Annotated in this window: 16 protein-coding genes; 11 read left to right on the top strand and 5 right to left on the bottom strand. The window is 61.2% G+C overall.

Annotation, left to right across the window (positions count from 1 at the left end):
• The first annotated feature begins 31 nt into the window (after positions 1 to 31).
• On the top strand, positions 32 to 2,392 hold the full coding sequence (locus ACM6IT_RS24250) for a tetratricopeptide repeat protein (RefSeq protein ID WP_414918841.1): 2,361 nt from the start codon (positions 32 to 34) through the stop codon (positions 2,390 to 2,392).
• Between the two features lie 231 nt (positions 2,393 to 2,623).
• Here ACM6IT_RS24250 and ACM6IT_RS24245 read toward each other — a convergent pair whose 3' ends face one another.
• From ACM6IT_RS24245 to ACM6IT_RS24230, 4 genes are all read right to left on the bottom strand, one after another.
• Complete coding sequence (locus ACM6IT_RS24245; RefSeq protein ID WP_223541479.1) at positions 2,624 to 3,118, bottom strand: hypothetical protein; 495 nt, start codon at positions 3,116 to 3,118, stop codon at positions 2,624 to 2,626.
• Between the two features lie 115 nt (positions 3,119 to 3,233).
• Positions 3,234 to 3,755: a GNAT family N-acetyltransferase gene (locus tag ACM6IT_RS24240; RefSeq protein ID WP_414918840.1), complete on the bottom strand. Its 522-nt coding sequence runs from the start codon at positions 3,753 to 3,755 to the stop codon at positions 3,234 to 3,236.
• Between the two features lie 82 nt (positions 3,756 to 3,837).
• The gene (locus ACM6IT_RS24235; RefSeq protein WP_414918839.1) at positions 3,838 to 4,818 is read right to left on the bottom strand and encodes a LysR substrate-binding domain-containing protein; all 981 of its coding nucleotides are present in this window, start codon (positions 4,816 to 4,818) and stop codon (positions 3,838 to 3,840) included.
• A gap of 73 nt (positions 4,819 to 4,891) precedes the next feature.
• Positions 4,892 to 5,332 (bottom strand): carboxymuconolactone decarboxylase family protein, encoded by a 441-nt coding sequence (locus tag ACM6IT_RS24230; RefSeq protein WP_056727569.1) that lies wholly within the window; start codon positions 5,330 to 5,332, stop codon positions 4,892 to 4,894.
• Positions 5,333 to 5,537: 205 nt separating this feature from the next.
• Here ACM6IT_RS24230 and ACM6IT_RS24225 point away from each other — a divergent pair, with 205 nt between their 5' ends.
• From ACM6IT_RS24225 to ACM6IT_RS24215, 3 genes are all read left to right on the top strand, one after another.
• Complete coding sequence (locus tag ACM6IT_RS24225; RefSeq protein WP_056727570.1) at positions 5,538 to 6,971, top strand: PLP-dependent aminotransferase family protein; 1,434 nt, start codon at positions 5,538 to 5,540, stop codon at positions 6,969 to 6,971.
• A 123-nt stretch (positions 6,972 to 7,094) separates the two neighbouring features.
• Positions 7,095 to 7,388 carry an antibiotic biosynthesis monooxygenase family protein gene (locus tag ACM6IT_RS24220; protein ID WP_414918838.1) on the top strand — a complete coding sequence of 98 codons (294 nt, stop codon included), beginning with the start codon at positions 7,095 to 7,097 and terminating at the stop codon, positions 7,386 to 7,388.
• A gap of 341 nt (positions 7,389 to 7,729) precedes the next feature.
• Positions 7,730 to 8,296, top strand: coding sequence for a hypothetical protein (locus ACM6IT_RS24215; protein WP_414918837.1), 567 nt, complete (start codon positions 7,730 to 7,732; stop codon positions 8,294 to 8,296).
• A 115-nt stretch (positions 8,297 to 8,411) separates the two neighbouring features.
• On the opposite strand, the gene ACM6IT_RS24210 is transcribed toward ACM6IT_RS24215, so the two are convergent.
• Positions 8,412 to 13,307, bottom strand: a complete 4,896-nt coding sequence (locus ACM6IT_RS24210) for an NAD-glutamate dehydrogenase (protein ID WP_414918836.1) — start codon at positions 13,305 to 13,307, stop codon at positions 8,412 to 8,414.
• Positions 13,308 to 13,813: 506 nt separating this feature from the next.
• Here ACM6IT_RS24210 and ACM6IT_RS24205 point away from each other — a divergent pair.
• The 7 genes from ACM6IT_RS24205 to ACM6IT_RS24175 all read left to right on the top strand — a co-directional run bounded on the left by ACM6IT_RS24205 (position 13,814) and on the right by ACM6IT_RS24175 (position 21,312).
• The gene (locus tag ACM6IT_RS24205) at positions 13,814 to 14,167 is read left to right on the top strand and encodes a hypothetical protein (RefSeq protein WP_414918835.1); all 354 of its coding nucleotides are present in this window, start codon (positions 13,814 to 13,816) and stop codon (positions 14,165 to 14,167) included.
• 287 nt (positions 14,168 to 14,454) lie between these two features.
• A complete protein-coding gene (locus ACM6IT_RS24200; protein WP_008049510.1) occupies positions 14,455 to 15,414 on the top strand; it encodes an AAA family ATPase in 960 nt (319 codons plus the stop codon).
• Positions 15,415 to 15,419: 5 nt separating this feature from the next.
• The gene (locus ACM6IT_RS24195; RefSeq protein WP_409079252.1) at positions 15,420 to 16,364 is read left to right on the top strand and encodes a DUF58 domain-containing protein; all 945 of its coding nucleotides are present in this window, start codon (positions 15,420 to 15,422) and stop codon (positions 16,362 to 16,364) included.
• Positions 16,361 to 16,855: a DUF4381 domain-containing protein gene (locus ACM6IT_RS24190; protein ID WP_056727579.1), complete on the top strand. Its 495-nt coding sequence runs from the start codon at positions 16,361 to 16,363 to the stop codon at positions 16,853 to 16,855. The genes ACM6IT_RS24195 and ACM6IT_RS24190 overlap by 4 nt, the downstream gene beginning before the upstream one ends.
• Positions 16,848 to 17,930: a vWA domain-containing protein gene (locus tag ACM6IT_RS24185; RefSeq protein WP_414918834.1), complete on the top strand. Its 1,083-nt coding sequence runs from the start codon at positions 16,848 to 16,850 to the stop codon at positions 17,928 to 17,930. Before ACM6IT_RS24190 ends, ACM6IT_RS24185 begins: the two co-directional genes overlap by 8 nt.
• Positions 17,927 to 19,666 carry a tetratricopeptide repeat protein gene (locus ACM6IT_RS24180; protein ID WP_414918833.1) on the top strand — a complete coding sequence of 580 codons (1,740 nt, stop codon included), beginning with the start codon at positions 17,927 to 17,929 and terminating at the stop codon, positions 19,664 to 19,666. Before ACM6IT_RS24185 ends, ACM6IT_RS24180 begins: the two co-directional genes overlap by 4 nt.
• Positions 19,663 to 21,312, top strand: a complete 1,650-nt coding sequence (locus tag ACM6IT_RS24175) for a BatD family protein (protein ID WP_414918832.1) — start codon at positions 19,663 to 19,665, stop codon at positions 21,310 to 21,312. The genes ACM6IT_RS24180 and ACM6IT_RS24175 overlap by 4 nt, the downstream gene beginning before the upstream one ends.
• Positions 21,313 to 21,402: the final 90 nt, after the last annotated feature.

Here is a 21,402-nt window from a genome sequence, read left to right as displayed (position 1 = left end):
CGGCAATCGCACCTGGACCATGGAAGTCGTAATGCCGAACCATAAAAATAAAGCTGCAACCCCAAACCCTGATTCGCAACCAACCCTGATCAACCGTTACCTGTTCCCTGTCACCATCGGCATCCTGCTGCTGGCTGTGGCGGGTATTGGCTGGTTTTTGCTGGACAACTCACCGACGCAGCTCAAGCCAGTCCCGGTCAGCGCCCCTGCCGTGCAACCGGCCAAACCGCAACCGGTCGCCGTCGCACCCGCGAAAATGGTCGACGAGCAACAATGCCAGGGCTGCCACGGCGAGCAGGTCAAGGATTGGCAAGGCTCCCATCACCAACTGGCGATGCAGCAAGCCAACGCGGACACCCTGCTCGGCGACTTCAACAACGTCACCTTCAAGGCCGAAAAGGAGACCACGGTGTTCTCGCGCAAAGGCGACGAATTCTGGGTCAACACGCCGGGTATCGATGGCAAGAATGCCGATTTCAAGGTGGCCTACACCTTTGGCATCGCCCCCTTGCAGCAATACCTGATCGAGGTCGGCGAAGGCCGCTTGCAGGCCCTCGCCGTGGCCTGGGATACCGAGAAGCACCGCTGGTTCCACCTCTATCCGGGCCAGGGCGTGACCTTCAAGAACCCGCTGCACTGGAGCAAACCGAGCCAGAACGCCAACTTCATGTGCGTCGAGTGCCACACCACCGGTTACAAGCGCAATTTCGATGCGGCGACAAACACCTTCGACAGCCACTGGAACAGCCTCGGCGTCGGCTGCCAGGCTTGCCATGGCCCGGCGTCCAGTCACCTGGAATGGACCGCGAAGAAAACCGACCTGATCCATGCCGGGTTTGCCGTCGATCTCAAGGACAAGAACGCTACCGTCGAAAACGAAACCTGCGCCCGCTGCCACTCGCGCCGCGCGCCCCTGGACGATGGCTACACCGTCGGCAAGCGGTTGATGGACGACTACCTGCCGAGCGTCCTGACCCGCGAGTTGTACGCGCTGGACGGCAAGATCAAGGATGAAGTGTTCGAACACGGCTCCTTTGCCCAGAGCAAAATGTTCGATAAGGGCGTGCGTTGCAGCAACTGCCACAACCCCCACAGCACGCAGTTGAAAGCGCCTGGCAACGGTGTGTGCCTGCAATGCCACAACACCGCCGGCAACACCACTGTGGAGGGTGTCGATGGCAAGGGCCTGCAAGCAAAAAACTACGATTCCATCGAACACACTCGCCACACCATGGGCCAGCCGGGTTCGCAGTGCGTGGATTGCCACATGCCCGGCAAGTTCTACATGGGCAACGACTTGCGGCATGACCACAGCTTCAGCATTCCCAACCCCGAACGGGCGAAAAAACTGGGGACGCCTGACGCCTGCCTGACCTGCCACCAAGGCAAGGCCGGCGACAAGGTCACCGAGCAGTTCAAGCTGTGGAACACCGCCAACGCCAGCGCGGTACAGGCCCCTCGCTACGACGAAAGCCTGTGGCTGATTCGCAACGGTCAGGCCGGCGCTGCCGAGGCCTTGTTCGAGCAATTGCAACGCAGCAACCTGCCGGCGATCCAGCGCGCGACACTGCTGGCCGAACTGCCGGCGTACCCGAGCGAACAGGCGTTGAAACTGGCCACCAAGGACCTGGGTAATCCGGCACCGCAAGTCCGCGAGAGCGCGGTGCGAGCGATCAGCGCGTTCCTGCCGCCAGCAGAGCGTGCGCCATTGCTGACCCCGTTGTTGAGCGACCCGGTGCGGGCCGTGCGCATCGCCGTCGCCCGGGACCTGCTCAGCGTGGCACGCAATGGCCTGGGCAGCGCCCAGGACAGCTGGAATGCCGCCATTGCCGAATACGAGGCGGTGCAAAAGAACCTGGCCGAGCGTGCAGAGGCCAACCTGAACCTGGCCATGCTCTATCAGGCCGATGGCCGCAGCGCCGAAGTCGAAGCTTTGCTGCGTACAGCCCTGCGGCGCGATCCGGACTTCTACCCGGCGCTGGTCACCCTGGTGCAGTGGCTGGAGGCCAACGGTCGCAGCCAGGAAGCCCATGCCCTGCTGGCGCAAAGCCTCAAGGACCACCCCGACTCAGGCCTGCTGCAACACACCCAGGGCCTGGCGCTGATTCGTGCGGGCCAGGCCGCCCAGGCCATGCCGTACCTGCGCAAGGCCGCGCAACTGGAACCACAGAGCGGACAATTCGGCTATGTGCTGGCGGTGGCCCTGCATGACAGCGGCAAGATTGACCAGGCGTGCGCAGAACTGGAACGGCTGTTGAAAGAACAACCGTCCAACCGCAATGCCCGCTTGTCGTTGATCCAGTACTACCTGGACAACGGCCAGGAGCCAAAGGCGCAAGTGCTGTTGCAGGGCTGGAAGAAAATGAACATGGGGGATCCGGCGTTGAAATGAAACCGGGCTGAAAGCGCTGTCTGATCAGTGCTTTCTATCGGCAACACTGACGTCTTCGCGGGCAAGCCCGCTCCCACAGGTTCGGTGTCGACCACAACATTTGGGTACGACACAAACCCTGTGGGAGCGAGCTTGCTCGCGATGAGGCCGGTCCATTCAACATCAATATCGCCTGACTCTCCGCCATCGCAGACAAGCCAGCTACAGGGTCATGTGTCGTTGATCAAAGGCTCAACCGCGATCCCGGGGAATCAAACCCTGCAACTGCTGCGCCAGAAAGTTCGCATCGAAGGGAAACACATCCGGGTCCTTCAAACCGTTGGTCTTGCGCCATTGCCAGCTATTGGAAGGTGGCTGGCAAACCAGCGAGACACTGCCGAAACGCGCAGCGGTCAAACCCATCACCGCCAATGAAATCTGCCCGCCCGCCCCCATCACTTCCGGGACAAACTCCACTGCTCTGCCAGCAATCACAATGGACAGCTTCTCGGTCTTGAATGTCGATGTCTCGACAGGAACGCTAGGGCCCGAGGCGACATAGGCTTCGCGGCTCACCTCCAGCAGGTGCGGCGCCTGCACCGGCTCCAGCCATTGCCCGATCTGATCGAACAGCTCACCAATACGCGCAGCCCAATCCGCGGACTGGGACTCGAACAGTTGTTTCTTGTGCGCTTCGCTTTCTGCGTAGTGGCGCAGCATTTCACCCAGTTGCTGTACATCGTCCATTGCGGTGTTCCTTTGGTTGCAGCGGTACTACGGATATTGAGCATGGCAGAAGCGTGAAGCCGGTGTGCGACTAACAGCCAGGAGGTACGTCTGGGGTTTGCCCTGGGCAACTGACTCAACCGGCCTTTGGCGTGCGACGCAGGCGCGCCATGCTCAAGGTGTCCACCAATACGCCGTCGCGCACGGCGTAATCACGGAACAGACCCTCGGTTTCGAAGCCGAACTTGCGGTACAGGGCAATGGCCGCTTCGTTGTCGGCATACACCGACAGCTCGACACGCTGCAGATTCATCCAGTTGTCGGCGATATCCAGCGCTGTCACGAGCAGCTTCGACCCTACGCCCTTGCCCTGCCACGCCACCGCAACACCCATGCCGAAACTGCCGGCATGGGTGCGACGAATGCGTGAGAACTGCTCCAGGCCAATGTTGCCGATGACCGTCCCTTGATGCAAAGCCACCACTTTCACCAGGCGTTCGTTATCCAGCGCCAGGCGACTGCGCCAGAGTTCGGTGGACTGAAACGGCATCTGCAGGGTTTGACGGGCGATTGCCGGATCGTTGTACAGCGCCGTGATGCCTTCGATATGGGATTCGTTGAAACGTTCGAGGGTGATGACAGGTTCGGTGGTTGGCATGGGTGAATCATCCTTGAAGCAGACATGGCCGTTCACTCTATAACGCTACCTTCGGCTGTGGCGAGAACCAATGTGGGAGCGCTCAGCTTTGGAACCACTCCCGGCGCTCGTTGAAGGTGTTTTCGATCAATTCGACGATCATCCGCACCTGCGCGTCGCCCCCGGAATGGGCGTTGACCGCCATCCACACCTGACGCCGCATCGGCTGGTCGAACAGGCCCGGCAAGGCAATCAGCCCGCGGTCGAAGTGGCTCATGTAGTGCGGCAGCAGGCCGATGCAGGCACTGCAACGAATCATCTCCAGCATCAGTTCCCAGGATTGCAAGTGCACCGACCCGGCCAGGCGCTGATCCACCAGTGCATTCCATGGCCTGAAGCTTTGAACCTGGCTGTCCTGCCGCCATTGCACCAGGAGAAAATCGGTCAGGTCATCCAGGCATTCCGGCCTGGATGCAACCCGGCAATAGCGCTTGGCAATGTGCGGCAGGTAATCGAGTTCTGCCAGGCGCCGGGGTTCGGTGATGGCAAAGCTCGGCCCCGGTAACGGCGATCCGCTCTCGCCCAGCCACACCACCACGTCGGCGCTGACCGCCTGCAAGGCCAACTCGCTGTCGAGGGTCATGATGTCCAGCCGCACACTGGCGTTGCGCCGCAGCAGTGCAACCAGGTCACGACCAAGAATGTCATGCAGTATCGAATCCGCCACCGCCAGGCGAATCAACGGCTGCTCGATCACCGGCAAATCGCGCTCATGGGCCAGGGCGATCAATTGTGCGTGCAAGCGCAAGCCATCGCGGCTGAGGCTGAAACCATTGTCGGAATGGCTGAACAGCGAACACTGCAGCTGCGATTCCAGCAGCACCAGTTGCCTGCGCAGGCGGGTGGCCTTGATATTGAGACTGCGGGCGGCCTGCATGAAGCAACCGCAACGGGCACTGACGGTGAAACACAGCGCCAGTTCCGGGTCGATACCCGCTGCCAGTTGGCGCCAGGACGCGTTTTTATCAATGGCTACGCGATACTCGGCAGCTCCCTGGCGGGCGCTGGTTTGCATGAATGACATCGAGGACTCCCTGTCGATCTGAAACTGACAGTTGCATCCTGCGGATCCTTCATGAACCTGCTGTGACAATGACTCAGGCGCTGGGTGTCTGCCGGAAGCTCACGGCCAGGCGATTCCAGCTGTTGATGGTGGTAACGGCGATGGTCAGGTCGACCATTTCGCTTTCACTGAACTGCTCCCGGGTCTGGGCATAGACATCGTCCGGCACATGGCTTTCGCAGAGCAAGGTGACCGCCTCGGTCCAGGCGAGCGCGGCTCTTTCCCGGGGATTGAAAAAGTTGCTGTCGCGCCAGACCACAAGGGAATACAGACGCCGGTCGCTTTCGCCCAGGCGCCGTGCATCCACCGAGTGCATATCGGTGCAAAAGGCACAGCCATTGAGCTGCGAAGCACGAATCTTGATCAGGTGCAGCAGCGCCTGCTCAATGCTCAGGCTGCTGCTCAAGGCCTCCATGGCAATCATGGCTTTCATCGCCTTGGGGGACGCACTGTAGTAATCCAGTCGGGGGGTCATGGAGCGATCTCGTGCAACCCTGAAGTGATCTTCACGGTAGTCGCTGGCGCACAGGCATGACAGATCCAATCAGGCGATTTTCCCGGGGACCACCGCCGCCAGGCCAATCGACGGTTTTTCCACTGCGCAACTTCTGTACCACAAGCGGATAGGGGTAATCTTGCGCGACGCACACGCGCCTCAACAGCCCCGGAGCCTCGCCGGTATGGAACTACATGTTGTCATCAACGGCCGCAAGGACCTGGCCGGCCAGCTGTACAACCAACTGCGCAGCGCCATCGAGTCCGGTCGCCTGACTGCCGGGACGCAACTGCCGCCCAGCCGTTTGCTGGCCGAACAACTGGGTATTTCGCGCAAGACCATTTCCGATACCTACGCCCAGCTGACCTACGAAAACTTCCTCACCGGGGTGGTCGGCAAAGGCACCTACGTCAACGCACGCTCGTCCAAAGTGCAGCGTAAACGGAGCCACACCGAGCTTGGCGGCTTCGAGGTGATCGAGTCCTGGCGCAACCTGCCGGTGTTTCTGCGTCATCCGACCCTGGAAGGCTCGCTGCGCTACGACTTCATTGGTGGCGCCACCAGCAAGGGCCAGTTCCCCCAGGATGACTGGCGGCGCTGCACCGCTCACGCACTGCGCCAGATTGCCGGCTCCAAGGGCTTGTACAGCTTGCCCGAGGGCTTGCCAGCGCTGCGTAACGCCATTGCGCAGCACATTGCGTTCTCCCGCGGGGTCAATTGTCAGGATGAGGATGTGGTGGTGTGCAACGGCGCGCAGCAGGCGCTGGACCTGATTGCCCGGGTGCTGATCAGTCCGGGCAGCCTGGTCGCCATGGAGGACCCCGGCTACCCGCCGGCGCGCCTGCTGTTCGGCACCCACGGCGCTACGGTGATTGGTGTGCCGGTGGACGCCGAAGGCATTGTGGTGGACCGGATTCCTCGCGGCACGCGCCTGATCCATGTCACCCCGTCGCACCAGTTCCCGCTGGGCATGCCCATGAGCCAGGCGCGCAGGGAAGCGCTGCTGGCCAAGGCCCATGAGTTGGGCGCGATCATCATCGAGGACGACTACGACAGCGAGTTCCGCTATGAAGGCCGCCCCACCGACTCCCTGCAGAGCATGGATGAACGGGGGATCGTCGCGTACGTCGGGACATTCTCCAAAACCCTGTTGCCGGAACTGCGGCTCGGTTATGCCATCCTGCCGCCAGCGATCCTCGAGGCGGTGGTGCGCGCCAAACAGCTCACCGACCTGCACACCTCGACCCTGCCGCAATGGGCGCTGGCCAAGTTCATCGCCGAAGGCTGCCTGCTCAAGCACATCCGGCGCTGCCATACGGTCTATGCCGGACGCCGCGAGCGGATCCTGACGCGTATGGCGGGCGATCTTTCGCCCTGGCTGGAGGCGGTGCCGTCCACCGCCGGATTCCACATGGTGGTGATGTGCAAAGTGCCGATGGATATTGCATTGGTGATCGAACTGGCGAAAAAAGTCGAAGTCGGGCTCTATGCCATCGACAGCTTTTTCTATCAGCAAGCCCCAAGGGCCGGGCTTTTCTTCGGTTTTGGCGCCATCGAAACCCTCGACATCGACATCGCCCTGGACCGTTTGCGCGACATCCTGCAGCAGGTGGCCTGACGGATTGGCCTGCGGTTTTATCCGGCGATTGGCTATTGGCGGTCCCGGGGGCCCGGCCTATCCTGCATAGGCGTTATCCCTCAATGAGCAGGATTCGTCCGGCCTGATTCAGGAGTGTGAGCAATGTCCCATGAAGTGATCAATACCGTACAGGTGCAGGCCGTCGCCGGCCGCTCGGATGAACTGGGCAAGCAATTGCAGAAGATTGTCGAAACCCTGCGTGAATTGCCCGGCTGCGAATCCTATATGGTCGACCGCTGCCCCGAGGACACCAATCGCTGGACCGTCAGCGCCCACTGGCAATCCGAAGCGGCCATGCGATCGCATTTCAATTGCCCGGAAGTCCAGGGCTTCATCAGCCTGATCGATAGCCAACTGGCCAATGCCGTGGACTTCAACAGTTTTCCGATCGTTTAATCATTTCCAGTGGTGAGGGCGCTTGCTCCCTCACCATCATTTTTTCTCCGTTGACTGATGGCTGAACGTACGGCTATAAATAAAACGGCTCGAATCGCGAATTCGGGCCTTTTTAATTTCCCGACGTAATTAACCGCAAACTCTTAAACCAAACAAAACTGTTGACCGCCAAAAAGTTAGGACATCAGCCATTTAAATAAAGATTGCACAACACACAAGCCGGACAACCGGACTCTACTGCGAAACCACAAGAAACAATTACCAACCACGCCACAAATGCAACTGGCATTATTCTGGGCACCCGTACAGGGGAACACCACACCTTAAATAATGGACTATTTATGAACAAGAACGAAGAGCGATCATTTACAGCCCGCGTATCCTGCAACGGCGACACCATTACTTTTCTCCAGGAAGTTCTGCGTAGTAACTTCCTCAAAGATGCAGACGTGCCAAAAAACATTCTCACGGTTCAAAGTGACTATTCGCCAAAAATCACGAAAGCGTACAGCCCTATAACAAAAAGAATGGAAAACCTTGGTTTTTCTTTTGGAAATATAGACCCATTAGTTGTGCACTTCTGGTGTTATGACGACTATTACAACATGCAAATCCTCAGCACCCCCTATAGCTACATGTATATCAGCAAGAACGACGAAGGCTGTCTGGGTGCTTTTCCAGCCGCCGGAGGGGATACTACATCATTCAACTTGCTGGATGCCGACCACAACATCATCACACTGGATGATTTGAGCACTGACACGCCAACGGTCTACTTGAAAGCACGCAATGCGAGAATAATCAGAAAATCAATACATGAACATCCAGAACGCCATTCCTTTTTCCACGATCGTGTGGGCGATATTGTGAAATTCAATTTAACCATACTGAAAAGGCATGCGTTCTAAACTAAGCTCGCGACACTTATCCTTGACGCATCGATTTATATTTAAGCCAATCACAAGCTCTTGAATAAAAAAAACCCCGCATCTTTCAATGCGGGGTTTTTCATTCAACGCCTGATCAGGCAGCCGGTTCCAGCTCGACGGCGACAGCGGCAGGCACTACCGCCTGACCGCTCAATGCCAGGTCCAGCAGTTCGCGGTTGGCCACCGCGTACATGGCGTAGTCAGTGCCGCTGGCGGCACGGATTTCCACCAGCATGGCACGCCAGCGCTCGATCATGCTCTCGTTCTGAGCCATCCACAGGGAGAGCCGTGCTTCCACGTCCTGGGTGCCGTCGCCCTGTTGCAGGACCGAGATGGTGATCGCACGTTGCTGCCAGTCGACATCATCGCGGAACGCTTCACGGGCCAGGGCCTGCCAGTTGTTTTCAACCGGCAGAGCGCTGATCTGCGCCAGGTACCAGGTGATGTCCAGCGCGCTGCCCACGGCGAAGTACGCCTTGGCTACGTCCGCCGGGTCCTGGCCGGTCACGTCGGAGGCCTCGATGATCGGCAACAGGGTGTACAGGTGCGAGGTGCCAGCCACCATGCGCGCCAACAGCTCCGGCACACCGGCTTCGACGTAGGCCTGATAACGCGTCTGCCAGGTTTCGCGGATCGGGCCGATCAGCAGTTCGTCGAGCTTGAGGCCCAACTCCTTCAGATGCGGACCGAAGTGCGCGACGTCACGGGCAGCGTTCTGCTCGTTGCGACGGGCACGCAGGAACCAGCGCGTAGCGCGACGGCCCAGACGCATCAGCTCGTCCATCAGCTCCAGTTGCACGTCGGCGGAGACCTGGTAGTCCAGGGCTTCGATCTGACGGAACCAGTGCGGGAGATGGAAAATGTCACGCACGATCACATAAGCGCCAGCCACGTTCGCCGGGCTCATGCCGGTCGACTCTTTGAGTCGTTGAACGAAGGTGATGCCCATGTGGTTGACCAGATCGTTGGCGATCTGGGTGCTGACGATTTCGCGCTTCAGGCGGTGACGACGCATCGCCGAGGAGAACTTGCTCACCAGGGTCGGCGGGAAAGCGGTTTCCATGTCGCGGGTCAGGTAGTCGTCGTCCGGCACCAGGGAGCCCAGCAACTGCTCCTTGAGGTCGATCTTGCTGTACGAGATCAGCACCGACAGCTCGGCACGGGTCAGGCCATGGCCTTCGGCGATGCGCTCGTTGATTGCATCTTCGGCCGGCAGGAACTCGATGGCGCGATCCAGCTTGCCACGGCCTTCCAGGTCATTCATCAGGCGCTTGTACTCGGCAATCCGCGGCAAGGCGCGACGGGCTGCCAGGGACAGGGCCTGAGTCTGCTTGTAGTTGTTACCCAGCACCAGACCACCGACTTCGTCGGTCATGCTCGCCAGCAACTCATTACGCTGCTTGTCGGTCATGTCGCCGGCCTGAACCACTTCGTTCAGCAGGATCTTGATGTTCACTTCGTGGTCGGAGCAATCCACGCCACCGGCGTTATCGATGAAGTCGGTGTTGGAACCGCCGCCATTGAGGCCGAACTCGACGCGACCCAGTTGGGTCATGCCGAGGTTACCGCCCTCGCCCACGACTTTGCAGCGCAGTTCGTTGCCGTTCACGCGCAGTGCATCGTTGGCCTTGTCGCCGACATCGGCGTGGCTTTCGCTGCTGGCTTTGACGTAAGTACCGATACCGCCGTTCCACAGCAGATCCACCGGTGCCTTGAGCAAGGCGTTCAGCAGTTCGGTCGGGGTCAGCTTGTCGGCCTGGATGTCGAAGCGCTCTTGCATCTGCGGGGAAATCGCGATGCTCTTGGCGCTACGGGAGAAGATGCCGCCACCTTCGGACATGAGGCTGGTGTCGTAGTCCGACCAGGCCGAACGCGGCAGGTCGAACAGGCGCTGACGCTCGGCGAAGCTCGACGCCGGCTCCGGGTTCGGATCGATGAAGATGTGCAGGTGGTTGAAGGCCGCGACCAGTTGCAGCTTGTCGGACATCAGCAAGCCGTTGCCGAACACGTCACCGGCCATATCGCCGACGCCCACAACAGTGATGTTGTCTTCCTGGACATTGATGCCGCGCTCGCGGAAGTGACGCTGTACGCCGACCCACGCGCCCTTGGCGGTGATGCCCATCTTCTTGTGGTCGTAACCGGCCGAACCACCGGACGCAAACGCGTCACCGAGCCAGAAGCCGTAGTCGATGGCGATGCCGTTGGCGATGTCGGAGAAGGTCGCAGTGCCCTTGTCCGCGGCCACTACCAGGTACGGGTCATCGTGGTCATGACGCACGACGTTGGCCGGCGGAACCAGCGCGCCGTCCTTCAGGTTGTCGGTGATGTCCAACAGGCCCGAAATGAAGATGCGGTAGCAGGCGATGCCCTCGGCCGCGATCTCGTCACGGCTGCCGCCCAGTGGCAGGCGACGCGGCAGGAAGCCGCCCTTCGCACCCACCGGCACGATCACCGAGTTCTTCACTTGCTGGGCTTTTACCAGGCCCAGGACTTCGGTACGGAAGTCTTCTTCACGGTCGGACCAGCGCAGGCCACCACGGGCCACGTTGCCGAAGCGCAGGTGCACGCCTTCGACGCGCGGCGAGTAAACGAAGATTTCGAACTTCGGTACAGGCTTCGGCAGTTCAGGGATCAAGTGCGGGTTGAACTTGAAGCTGAAGTACGACTTGTTATGGCCGTTGGCATCGGTCTGGTAGAAGTTGGTGCGCAGGGTGGCCTTGATCAGGTCCAGGTAGCGACGCAGGATGCGGTCTTCGTTCAGTACCTGGACGTCGTCCAGGGCGCTGAGGATTGCGTGTTCCAGGCGTTGCTGCTTGTCATCCAGATCGTCGCCGGTCAGCTTGCGCGCCAGGTAGAAACGGGTCTTGAACAACCGGGTCAGCTCGCGAGCGATGTCGGTGTGGTTGTTCAGGGTGCTGGCGATGTAGCCCAGGTCGAAGCCCAGACGGATCTGCTTCATGTAGCGGGCGTAGGCACGCAGCAGTGCAACGTCGCGCCATGGCAGGCCGGCGGTCAGTACCAGACGGTTGAAAGCGTCGTTCTCGGCTTCGCCACGCACGATGTGGACGAAGGCGTCCTGCAGAGTGTCGTTGAGTTGCTGGATGTCGAGTTCCAGGCCTTCGGCGGCGGTGAAGGCGAAATCGTGAATCCAGAACTCGCGGCCACTGTTGTGGCGCAGGCGGTACGGGAATTCACCCAACACGCGCAGACCGAGGTTTTCCAGGATCGGCAGGACGTCGGACAGCGCCAGCGGAGTATCGGCGTGGTACAGCTTGCAGTGCAGCATGCGCTGGCCGGAGACCTGGCCCAGCGGCTGATAGAAGCTCATCACCAGCGGATTTTTTTCGTTGAGGCTCAGCAAGTGCTGCATGTCGACCACAGCCGAGTGGGCTGCGAAACGCTCGCGGTAACCGGCCGGGAAGCCTTTCGGGAAATCGGCCAGCACGTTGGTGCCGTGGGCTTCACCGAAGCTTTCAACGGTCAGGGCGGCATAGTCGTCCTGCCAGCTGCGGCAGGCCTGCACCACTTCTTTTTCCAGCAGCAGCGGGTCGATGTCGAGGCGGTTTTTCGGGTCGACGCGCAGGATCAACTGCACGCGGGCCAGCACGGACTCGGAGAAGAAGGTCCAGAACTCGCAGTCCGAGGCTTTCAGGCGATCCATCAGCACTTGCTGGATCTTCTGGCGCACTTCGGTGGAATAGATGTCACGCGGCACGTAGGCCAGGCAGTAGCAGAAACGGCCGTACGGGTCTTTGCGCAGGAACACGCGAATCTTGTTGCGTTCCTGGATCTGCACGATCGACATCACGGTGCTGAACAGTTCGTCCACCGGGGTCTGGAACAGATCGTCGCGCGGCAGCACTTCGAGCACCTGTGCCAGTTCCTTGCCCAGGTGAGCCTTGGCCTGGAAGCCGGAACGGTGTTCGATTTCCTCGACCTTGCGGCGGATGTACGGGATCACCCGCACGCTCTCGCCGTACACCGACGAGGTGTACAGGCCCATGAAACGGCATTCCTTGATGACCTTGCCGTTGGCGTCGATCTCGCGGATCGACACGTAGTCCGGGTAAGCCGGACGGTGTACGCGGCTTGGGTGCGCGGCCTTGGCGAACGACAGCAGGGTCGGTTCGCGCAGGTAGTTCACGGCGTAGTCTTCGATGCGCAGGTCATCGTAGGTCAGGCCGGCACGCAGCAGCTTGGTCAGGCCGAGGAAGGAATCCTTGTCGTAGACGATATGGCCGCCATCGGCTTCATCGCTGACCACGAACTCTTCATAACCGAGGAAGGTGAAGTGGTTGCCCACCAGCCATTCCAGGAAGCTCTTGATTTCATTCTTCTCGTCGCCATCGACGGCGAACTGGCTGTTGTCCAGCTTGGTCAGGATGTCCTGGACCTTGGCCTTCATCGGCTCGAAATCGCCGACGGCCACGCGGACTTCACCGAGCACCTGCTCCAGCTCTTTGCTCAACACATTGAGCTCGGCGGTGTTGGCGCAGCGGTCGATTTCCAGGTACATCAACGACTCTTGCTGAATATCGTCGCCCTGGGTGCCTTTAGGCAGGATTTCCAGCAACTCGCCCTTGCTGCCACGACGCACGCTCAGCACGGTGGTTTGCAGGGTATGGATGCTGTAGCCGCGGCGGTTCAACTCGGTACGCACCGAGTCCACCAGGAAAGGCAGGTCGTGGTGCAGCACTTCGACCGCGGTGTGGGTCGACTGCCAGCCGTGACGTTCGTAATCGGGGTTGTAGACGCGCACTTGTGGCTGCGCGTGATCAAAGCGCTCAAGCAGGCGCCATGCAGAAAGGGTGCAGCCAGCGAGGTCGGACAACCGACGCTGGGTCAGCTCGTCAAGGGAAATGATGCCGAAGAATTGTTCAGCGAACAGCGCCACTTGTGGCAGTGCCTGTTCACTGATGTGCTGCGCCAGTGCCGCTTGCAGTTGGTGCTGGAAGTCGGCTTTGCTGGCTGCGGTGAAGAACGCCATCTGTGGTACTCCGCTTGGGCTTGTTATTGATGGAAGCGTCGCGTGCAAAGCCCCTGTTCGGGGCTACCCGTCACCCCGTTCCTGATTCTCGGGCAGAGGAAACAGGGTGACAGGTGGGTGAAGCTGGACGAGACACTCAGGTCACATTCACCTTCCGTGAATGGGCATCTGCAAAAACGACTGGGCTGCGTGCAGCGCAATGTCTTTACGGGTGCTCATCCGTTGCGCAGCTTAACCAGTGCGGCAAGGCCCGTGCTTGCGGTGCTGCGACATATTCGGTCAACGGTACGCAGCTCAAGGCATGCGCCTCGAACAACACTAGCATTCGCACAGAAAAATGGCGGATTTCCGTCCGGTTTTACGGGACATCCGTACCAGAAATGACCAGCAACACTTTGCTCGGTCACGACACATCCCCCTGACACCCGGACGAGCAGAAATGTGCGCGGGCTGGCAGAATCGCCCTTTTGCTGCGTTAACCACGCCCGTCGAGCCAGGAATTTCCCATGAAAATGAAAACCGCCCTCTTGATCGTCAACCCTTGCGACGACGAAGAAGACAACATGGCCATGCTGTGCTGCCACAGCGAACAGGGCGAAATGTTCCTGATGAGCCGCTACCCGGATGAAGACGAGCTGGAAATCACCCTCGATGGCGAACCTTCGACCCTTGATGGCGTGAAAGTTACCCTGAGCCCTTCCCTGCTGAAGATCGAAATTGCAGCCGCCGATGCCGATGCGCTGAATGGGGATGATGTGCTGGAGATCACCTTCGACCCGGACATGGTGGATTTGGCTGAAGTTGAGCTGACCTTGAAGAATATTCTTGATGGCACTGGCACCTATATCAGCCAACTCTAAATATCAGCGCACTTACTGACGCCTTCGCGAGCAAGCCCGCTCCCACATTTGATCGCATGCGTCAGTGACGACGCGGCTCTCTGTGGGAGCGGGCTTGCTCGCGAAGAGGCCCGAGAGAGCACCGCCACCTGCGACCCGAAGAAAATTCCTACAACTATTGCTAACCATTTCCCGCACTTTGCGCAAAATGCCGTTAGTCGGCGCCCCCCGCGATGGATTAAAGTAACGCCCCCAGCCCTGGCGTATTTCCTACGTCCTCGGCCACCCTTTTGCAGGAACAGTCATCGATGGAACATCGTGAAGCGCTGCTGGCGCTGCGAACCTTTCTTTCAACGCAGATTCTCGGCCAGGAAAAACTCATCGAGCGCTTGCTCATCGCCCTGCTCGCCGACGGCCACATGCTGGTCGAGGGTGCTCCTGGCCTGGCCAAGACCAAGGCCATCAAAGAACTTGCCGAAGGCATCGAAGCCCAGTTCCACCGCATTCAGTTCACTCCCGACCTGTTGCCGGCCGACATAACCGGTACAGAAATCTACCGCCCGGAAACCGGCAGCTTCGTGTTCCAGCAAGGTCCGATCTTCCACAACCTGGTACTGGCGGATGAAATCAACCGTGCCCCGGCCAAAGTCCAGTCGGCCTTGCTCGAAGCCATGGGCGAGCGGCAAGTCAGTGTCGGGCGCAGCACCTATGAGCTGTCGCCGCTGTTCCTGGTGATGGCCACGCAGAACCCGATCGAGCAGGAAGGCACCTACCCGCTGCCGGAAGCCCAGCTCGACCGCTTCCTGATGCACGTAAAGATCGGCTTCCCCGACGCGACGGTTGAACGCAAGATCCTGCAACAGGCCCGTGGCGAAGCGCTTAACGGCGAAGCGAAGCCTGAGCGCCGGGTGACTCAACAGACGATTTTTGTCGCGCGCAAGGAAATCCTCGGTCTGTACATGGCCGATGCCGTGGAGGAATACCTGGTACAACTGGTCATGGCCACCCGAACCCCGGCCAAGTTCGATCCGGAAATGGCCGAGTGGATCGCCTACGGCGCCAGCCCCCGCGGTTCGATTGCCCTGGACCGCTGCGCCCGCGCCCACGCCTGGCTGGCCGGGCGTGACTTCGTCAGCCCGGAAGACATCCAGGCCGTGCTGTTCGACGTGCTGCGCCATCGCATCATTCTGTCCTTTGAAGCCGAAGCCGCTGGCATCGATCAGGACCGGGTGGTCCAGCGGATTCTCGACGTCGTAGCCGTCGCTTGACCTCGATGAACGCCAGCCTGCCGCCCGAGCCGGGCATCCGTGTCAGCCTCGCCGACCTGATCGAGATGCGCCATCGCGTGCGCGAAGTGCAGCTGTTTTCCACGCCGAGCCAACGCAGCCCGCTGATCGGCCTGCACCACTCCAAATTGCGCGGGCGTGGCGTCGACTTCGATCAGGTGCGGGTCTATCAGGCCGGTGACGATGTGCGCACCATTGACTGGCGTGTGACTGCGCGCACCCAGGAGCCGCACACCAAGCTGTTCCACGAAGAACGTGAGCGGCCGATTTTCATCATGGTCGAACAAAGCCGCCGGCTGTTTTTCGGCTCGGGCCTGATGTTCAAGTCAGTGCTCGCCGCCCAGGCCGCGAGCCTGATCGGCTGGGCGGCCCTGGGCCACAACGACCGGGTCGGCGGGCTGGTGTATGGCGACAATGAGCACTACGAGATCAAGCCCCGGCGCAGCAAGCAAAGCCTGCTGCAGTTGCTCAACCGGCTGGTGCGGGTCAATCAGTCGCTGACCACCGAAGGCGAGCCGGACCGTGACGCCTTTGGCATTGCCTTGCGCCGGGCGCGGGAGGTGTCGCGTCCTGGCAGCCTTGTCATTGTGATTTGCGATGAACGCGCGCTATCGGAAAGCGCCGAGCAACAGCTGAGCCTGTTATCGCGTCATTGCGACCTGCTGCTGCTACCGGTGTCCGATCCGCTGGATCATGCCCTGCCCGCCGCTGGCCTTTTACGTTTCGCCGAGCGTGGCGCGCAATTGGAACTCGATACGCTGAATTTCGACCTGCGCCAGGCTTACCGGGCCCAGGCCGAAGCACGCATCGCCCGCTGGGAACTGCTCGCACAAAAACTGCGGGTGCTGATGATGCCTTTGAGCACCCAGAGCGAGATGGTCGAGCAATTGCGCGAATACCTGAACCCACAGAAACCGGGGAAAGGTCGATGAACAGCCTTGATCAACTGCAACCACTGATATCACCGCCACCGGTGGAATTCTGGCCTCCGGCACCGGGCTGGTGGTTACTGCTTCTATTGGTGCCACTGATCGGTTTAGGCCTGTGGAAGCTGCGGCACTTCATTCCACGCAAACGTCCCGTGGTACGTGCCGAGCAGCCGCTGGATCCGGTGCGCCTGGCCGCGCTGGCCGAATTGGCAATGATGCCCAAACCCTACGACGGTGCGCCGGCCGGCGCCTGGCTGCAGCAACTCAACGGTTTGCTCAAGCGCCTGTGCCGCAACCACTATCCCTACAGCCAGAGTCACACCCTCAACGGCCGCAAGTGGCTGGCGTTCCTCGATAACCGCTGCCCGGCAGCCGGGCTGACCCGCTGGATGGTGCTGGTCGAAGGCGCCTACAAACCTGAGTGCAAGCTCGACGACAAGGCCATCGCCGGCCTGACCCAGGCTGTCGACACCTGGATTCGCAAGCATGTTTGAGTTCGCCTGGCCGTGGATCTTCGCCCTGTTGCCCTTGCCGTGGCTGATGCGCATCGTATTGCCGGTGGCCGACAGTGGCGAACCGGCGCTCAAGGTCAGCTACCTCAGCGACCTGGAAGGCCTTGCCGGGCGTCGCGCCCGGGCCAACCTGCCGGCATGGCGCCAGCAGGCACCTTTCATACTGCTGTGGGTGTTGCTGCTGATCTCGGCGGCGCGCCCGCAATGGCTCGGCGACCCCCTGCCGATTGCCGCCAGTGGCCGTGACTTGCTGGTGGCGGTGGACGTTTCCGGCTCCATGGACTTCCCTGACATGCAGTGGCAGGACGAAGAAGTGAGCCGACTGGCGCTGGTCCAGCACCTGCTCGGCGACTTTCTCGAAAGCCGCGAAGGTGACCGGGTCGGCCTGATCCTGTTCGCAAGCCAGGCCTACCTTCAAGCCCCACTGACCTTCGACCGCCACACCGTACGCGTCTGGCTCGACGAAGCGCGCATCGGCATTGCCGGTAAAAACACCGCCATCGGTGATGCCATCGGCCTGGCCCTCAAGCGCCTGCGCTCGCGTCCGGCAACTAGCCGCGTGCTGATCCTGGTCACCGACGGCGCCAACAATGGCGGTGAAATCGACCCGCTTACCGCTGCGCGACTGGCGGCCAGGGAAGGGGTGAAAATCTACCCGATCGGCATCGGTGCCAATCCGGAGCAAAGTGGAACAGTCGGCTTTCTCGGCGTCAATCCGAGCCTGGACCTTGACGAACCGTCCCTCAAAGCCATAGCCGAAGCCACCGGCGGCCAGTATTTCCGCGCCCACGATGGCAAGGAATTGCAATCGATCAAGGACACCCTCGATCAACTGGAGCCCGTGGCCCAGCAACCGACCCAGGCCCGCCCGGCCCAAGCCTTGTATCACTGGCCACTGGCCCTGGCGCTCTGGTTGAGCATGCTGCTGCTGGCCCCCGTACTCTGGCCGGACAACCCCTTGCAACGCCTGTTTACCAAGGATCTGTTCTTGCAAACCCAATTGCTGCCCGACTGGCGCCAACGGCTCAAACGCCTGCGCCTGCGGAGGCGCCGATGAGCGTGCTGTGGCCCTACTGGTTCCGCCCCTGGTGGCTGTTGTTGCTGCCGGTGCTTGGCTGGTTGCTCTGGCAACTCTGGCACCGCAAGAAGCGCGCCGGGCGCTGGCAGATGATCCTGCCGCCGGCCTTTCACGCAGCGCTGCTCAGCGGTGGCAGTGGTCGCGACAGTAAACTGCCCTGGATCGCCCTCGGTCTCGCCTGGCTGTTGACTGTGCTCGCCCTGCTGGGACCGAGTTGGCAGCGTGTCGAGCAGACCAGTCAAAAGCCCGCCGACCCGCTGGTGGTGATTCTCGAACTGACCCCGGAAATGCTCGCCACCGACGTTACGCCCAACCGACTGGAACAGGCGCGACGCAAGCTGCTTGATCTGCTGCAGATTCGCAGCGACGCGCAAACCGCCATCGTCGTCTACGCCGGCAGTGCCCACACCCTGGTGCCGCTGTCGGATGATCTTTCCACCAGCCGCAATCTGCTGGATGCACTGAAACCGTCGTTGATGCCAGAGGCCGGTCATCGCGCCGATCTGGCGGTGCTCAAGGCCTTGGCGCTGCTCGACCAGGCGGCTTTGGGCGACGGGCGGATCCTGCTGATTGGCTCGTCCCTGACCGACCAGGAGCGGCTGGGCATCCGTCGCGCGCTGAGCGGTAAATCGACTCAATTGCTGATGCTCGGCATCGGCACCGCCGAAGGCTCGCCGATCACCCAGGAGGACGGCAGCTTCCTCAAGGATGAACAAGGCGCCATTCTCGTGCCGCGCCTGGACGAACCCGGCTTGAAAAACTTTACCAACGACCTGGATGGCCGCTATCGCCAGGCGCGTCTTGACGATAGCGACCTGCACGCCCTTGGCCTGCTCGACGGTCCACGTCACTTGCGCAACGACGGTCAGACCTTGCGCCTGGACACCTGGGCCGATCAGGGTTACTGGTTGCTGCTGCCACTGTTGCTGCTCGCGGCCTGCGCGGGGCGTCGGGGCTGGCTGTTGTGCCTGCCGCTGCTATTGGCGCTGCCTCAACCGAGCTACGCCTTCGACCTCGCGGACCTTTGGCTGCGCCCTGATCAACAAGGCCTGCATTTACTCAAGCAGAAGCGCCCTGCGCAGGCTTCCCGACGCTTCGAAAACCATCAGTGGCAAGGCGTGGCGCTCTATGAGGCCGGCGACTACGCGGGCGCCGCCGAGCGGTTTGCCGAAGGCGACGATGCCCATGCCCACTACAATCGAGGCAATGCCCTGGCCAAAAGCGGTGAGCTGGAGGCAGCCCTGGACGCTTACGAACAGGCACTGGAGCGTCAACCGGATCTGCGTCCGGCACTGACCAACAAGGCGCTGGTCGAACGTCTGCTCAAGGAGAAAAACACGCCACCCCCTCCTGAGCCAGACGCAGCCAGCAACGCCCGGCCCGAAACCGAACCGACGGAGCCACCGCCCGGTGCCGCTGCCCAGCCCTCGAGCAGCGACGAACCGAAAACCGAGGGGCAACCGCCCCGCCCGGGTGAGGAACAACCGCCCACCACCCCGCCGAAGCCGGGGGCCAACGAGGTACCGGGCAGCGAACTGGGTGACGAACAACACACCACACCACCCTTGCGCCCGGCCACCGACAGCATCGAAGGTGAACAGCGCCAGGCACTGGAGCAGTGGCTGCGGCAGATCCCGGATGACCCCGGCGAACTGCTCAGGCGCAAATTCTGGTACGAACAGCAACAACATCAGGATCAGGAAGAAACTCGATGACCCGCTTCACCGTTTTATTGCTCGCGCTGCTGCATGGCCTGTTGTTCTGCACGGCTCAGGCACAGGCAGCAGAACTGGTCGCCAGTGTTGATCGCAGTCGCCTGAGCTCGGGCGAGACGGTCGAACTGACCCTGGAATCCAGCGATGTCACCCAGTTCGGCAAACCTGACCTGACAGCGCTGGAGCCGTTGTTCGAAGTGCGCGGCACACGCCAGGTCAACCAGTTGAACACCCTGAGCGGTGAAAACCAGGCCACCACCCGCTGGATCGTCACCCTCCTGCCCCGGCAAAACGGCAGCGTAGTGATTCCGTCACTGCAACTGGGCGAACTGCAGAGCCAGCCGATTACCCTGCAGGTGGTCGAGAGCGAAACACAGGACAACCCGGACAAGCGGGCCGCGGTGTTCATTGACGCCAGCCTCGATCAAACCAGCGTCTACGTGCAGGCCCAGGCGGTCCTGACCCTGCGCATCTACCATTCGGTGTCGCTGTACGACGACAGCAGCCTGCCGCCCTTGCAGATACCTGACGCACGCATCGAACAACTGGGCGAATCGCGCACCTACGAAAAGGACATCGACGGCCTGCGCCACGGCGTGATCGAAATGCGCTACGCGATCTACCCGCAACACAGTGGCGAACTGATCATTCCGGCACAGGTCTTCAACGCCGCGCTGGTCGACCCACAACCGGTACAGGACGCAGCCCAAGGGCCCAAAGCCGGCAAGCTGATGCGCGTCACCTCGGTCGAGTTGCTGTTGACGGTCAAGGCCAAACCCATCACCTATCCGGCCGATGCCCCCTGGCTGCCTGCGCGTAGCCTGACCCTGAGCGAAAGCTGGAGCCCGGAACCGGATCACACCCAGGTCGGCGATTCGCTGACCCGCAGCCTGACAGTGAAGGCCGAAGGCTTGTCCAGCACCCAACTGCCTCCGCTGCCCGGCACCGACGTCGGCGGCCTGCGGCGCTACCCGGATCAACCGGTGCTCGGTAACCAGAACAGCGAACGTGGCCTGGTCGGCAGCCGTGAAGACCGCGAGGCCCTGGTGCCGACACGGACCGGCGCCATCGAGTTGCCCACCGTCGACGTGGTCTGGTGGAACACCTTCGAAGATCATCTGGAACACAGCAGCCTGCCCGCCCGCACGCTGCACGTGGCGGCCAATCCGAGTCTGATGGCCGACACCCCGGCCGACGCCTCACCGATCGATGCCGGCGCCGACAGCGAAGCGCTCTGGCGCTGGAAGCTCAGTACCCTGATCCTGGCCTGCACCACCCTGCTCGGCTTCGGCCTCTGGTGGCGTGGCCGCTGGCAACCGGCGGTGGCGCGTGTCGCTCAAACCGGCCCGAGCCCGCGCACCGTTCTAGACGACCTCAAGCGCGCCTGCCAGGCCAACGATTCCCACGCCACCCGCCAGGCCCTCGACGCCTGGGCCCGCCAACAGCCGGAAACCCTGGCCGACATGGCCGCCCGCTTCGTGCCACTGTCCGACGCCCTCGACGGCCTGAACGGCGCGCTGTACAGCGAAACCGGCCAACACTGGCAAGGTGACGAGTTGTGGCGGGTGATCAAGGCGATCCCGATGGCTGAACGGGTGCAGGATCCGGTTGGTGACAGTGGGCTGCCGCCGCTTTATCCCAAATAAACACCGACCCCCGTGGCGAGGGGGCTTGCCTGTGGCGAGGGAGCTTGCTCCCGCTCGGTCGCGCAGCGGCCGTAAATCCGGGCAACTCGG

This window comes from Pseudomonas sp. IT-P4, assembly GCF_949767755.1.
GTDB lineage: Bacteria > Pseudomonadota > Gammaproteobacteria > Pseudomonadales > Pseudomonadaceae > Aquipseudomonas > Aquipseudomonas monachiensis.
The sequence above is the reverse complement of the archived record's forward strand: the minus strand, read 5'-3'. Positions and strand labels throughout refer to the sequence as shown.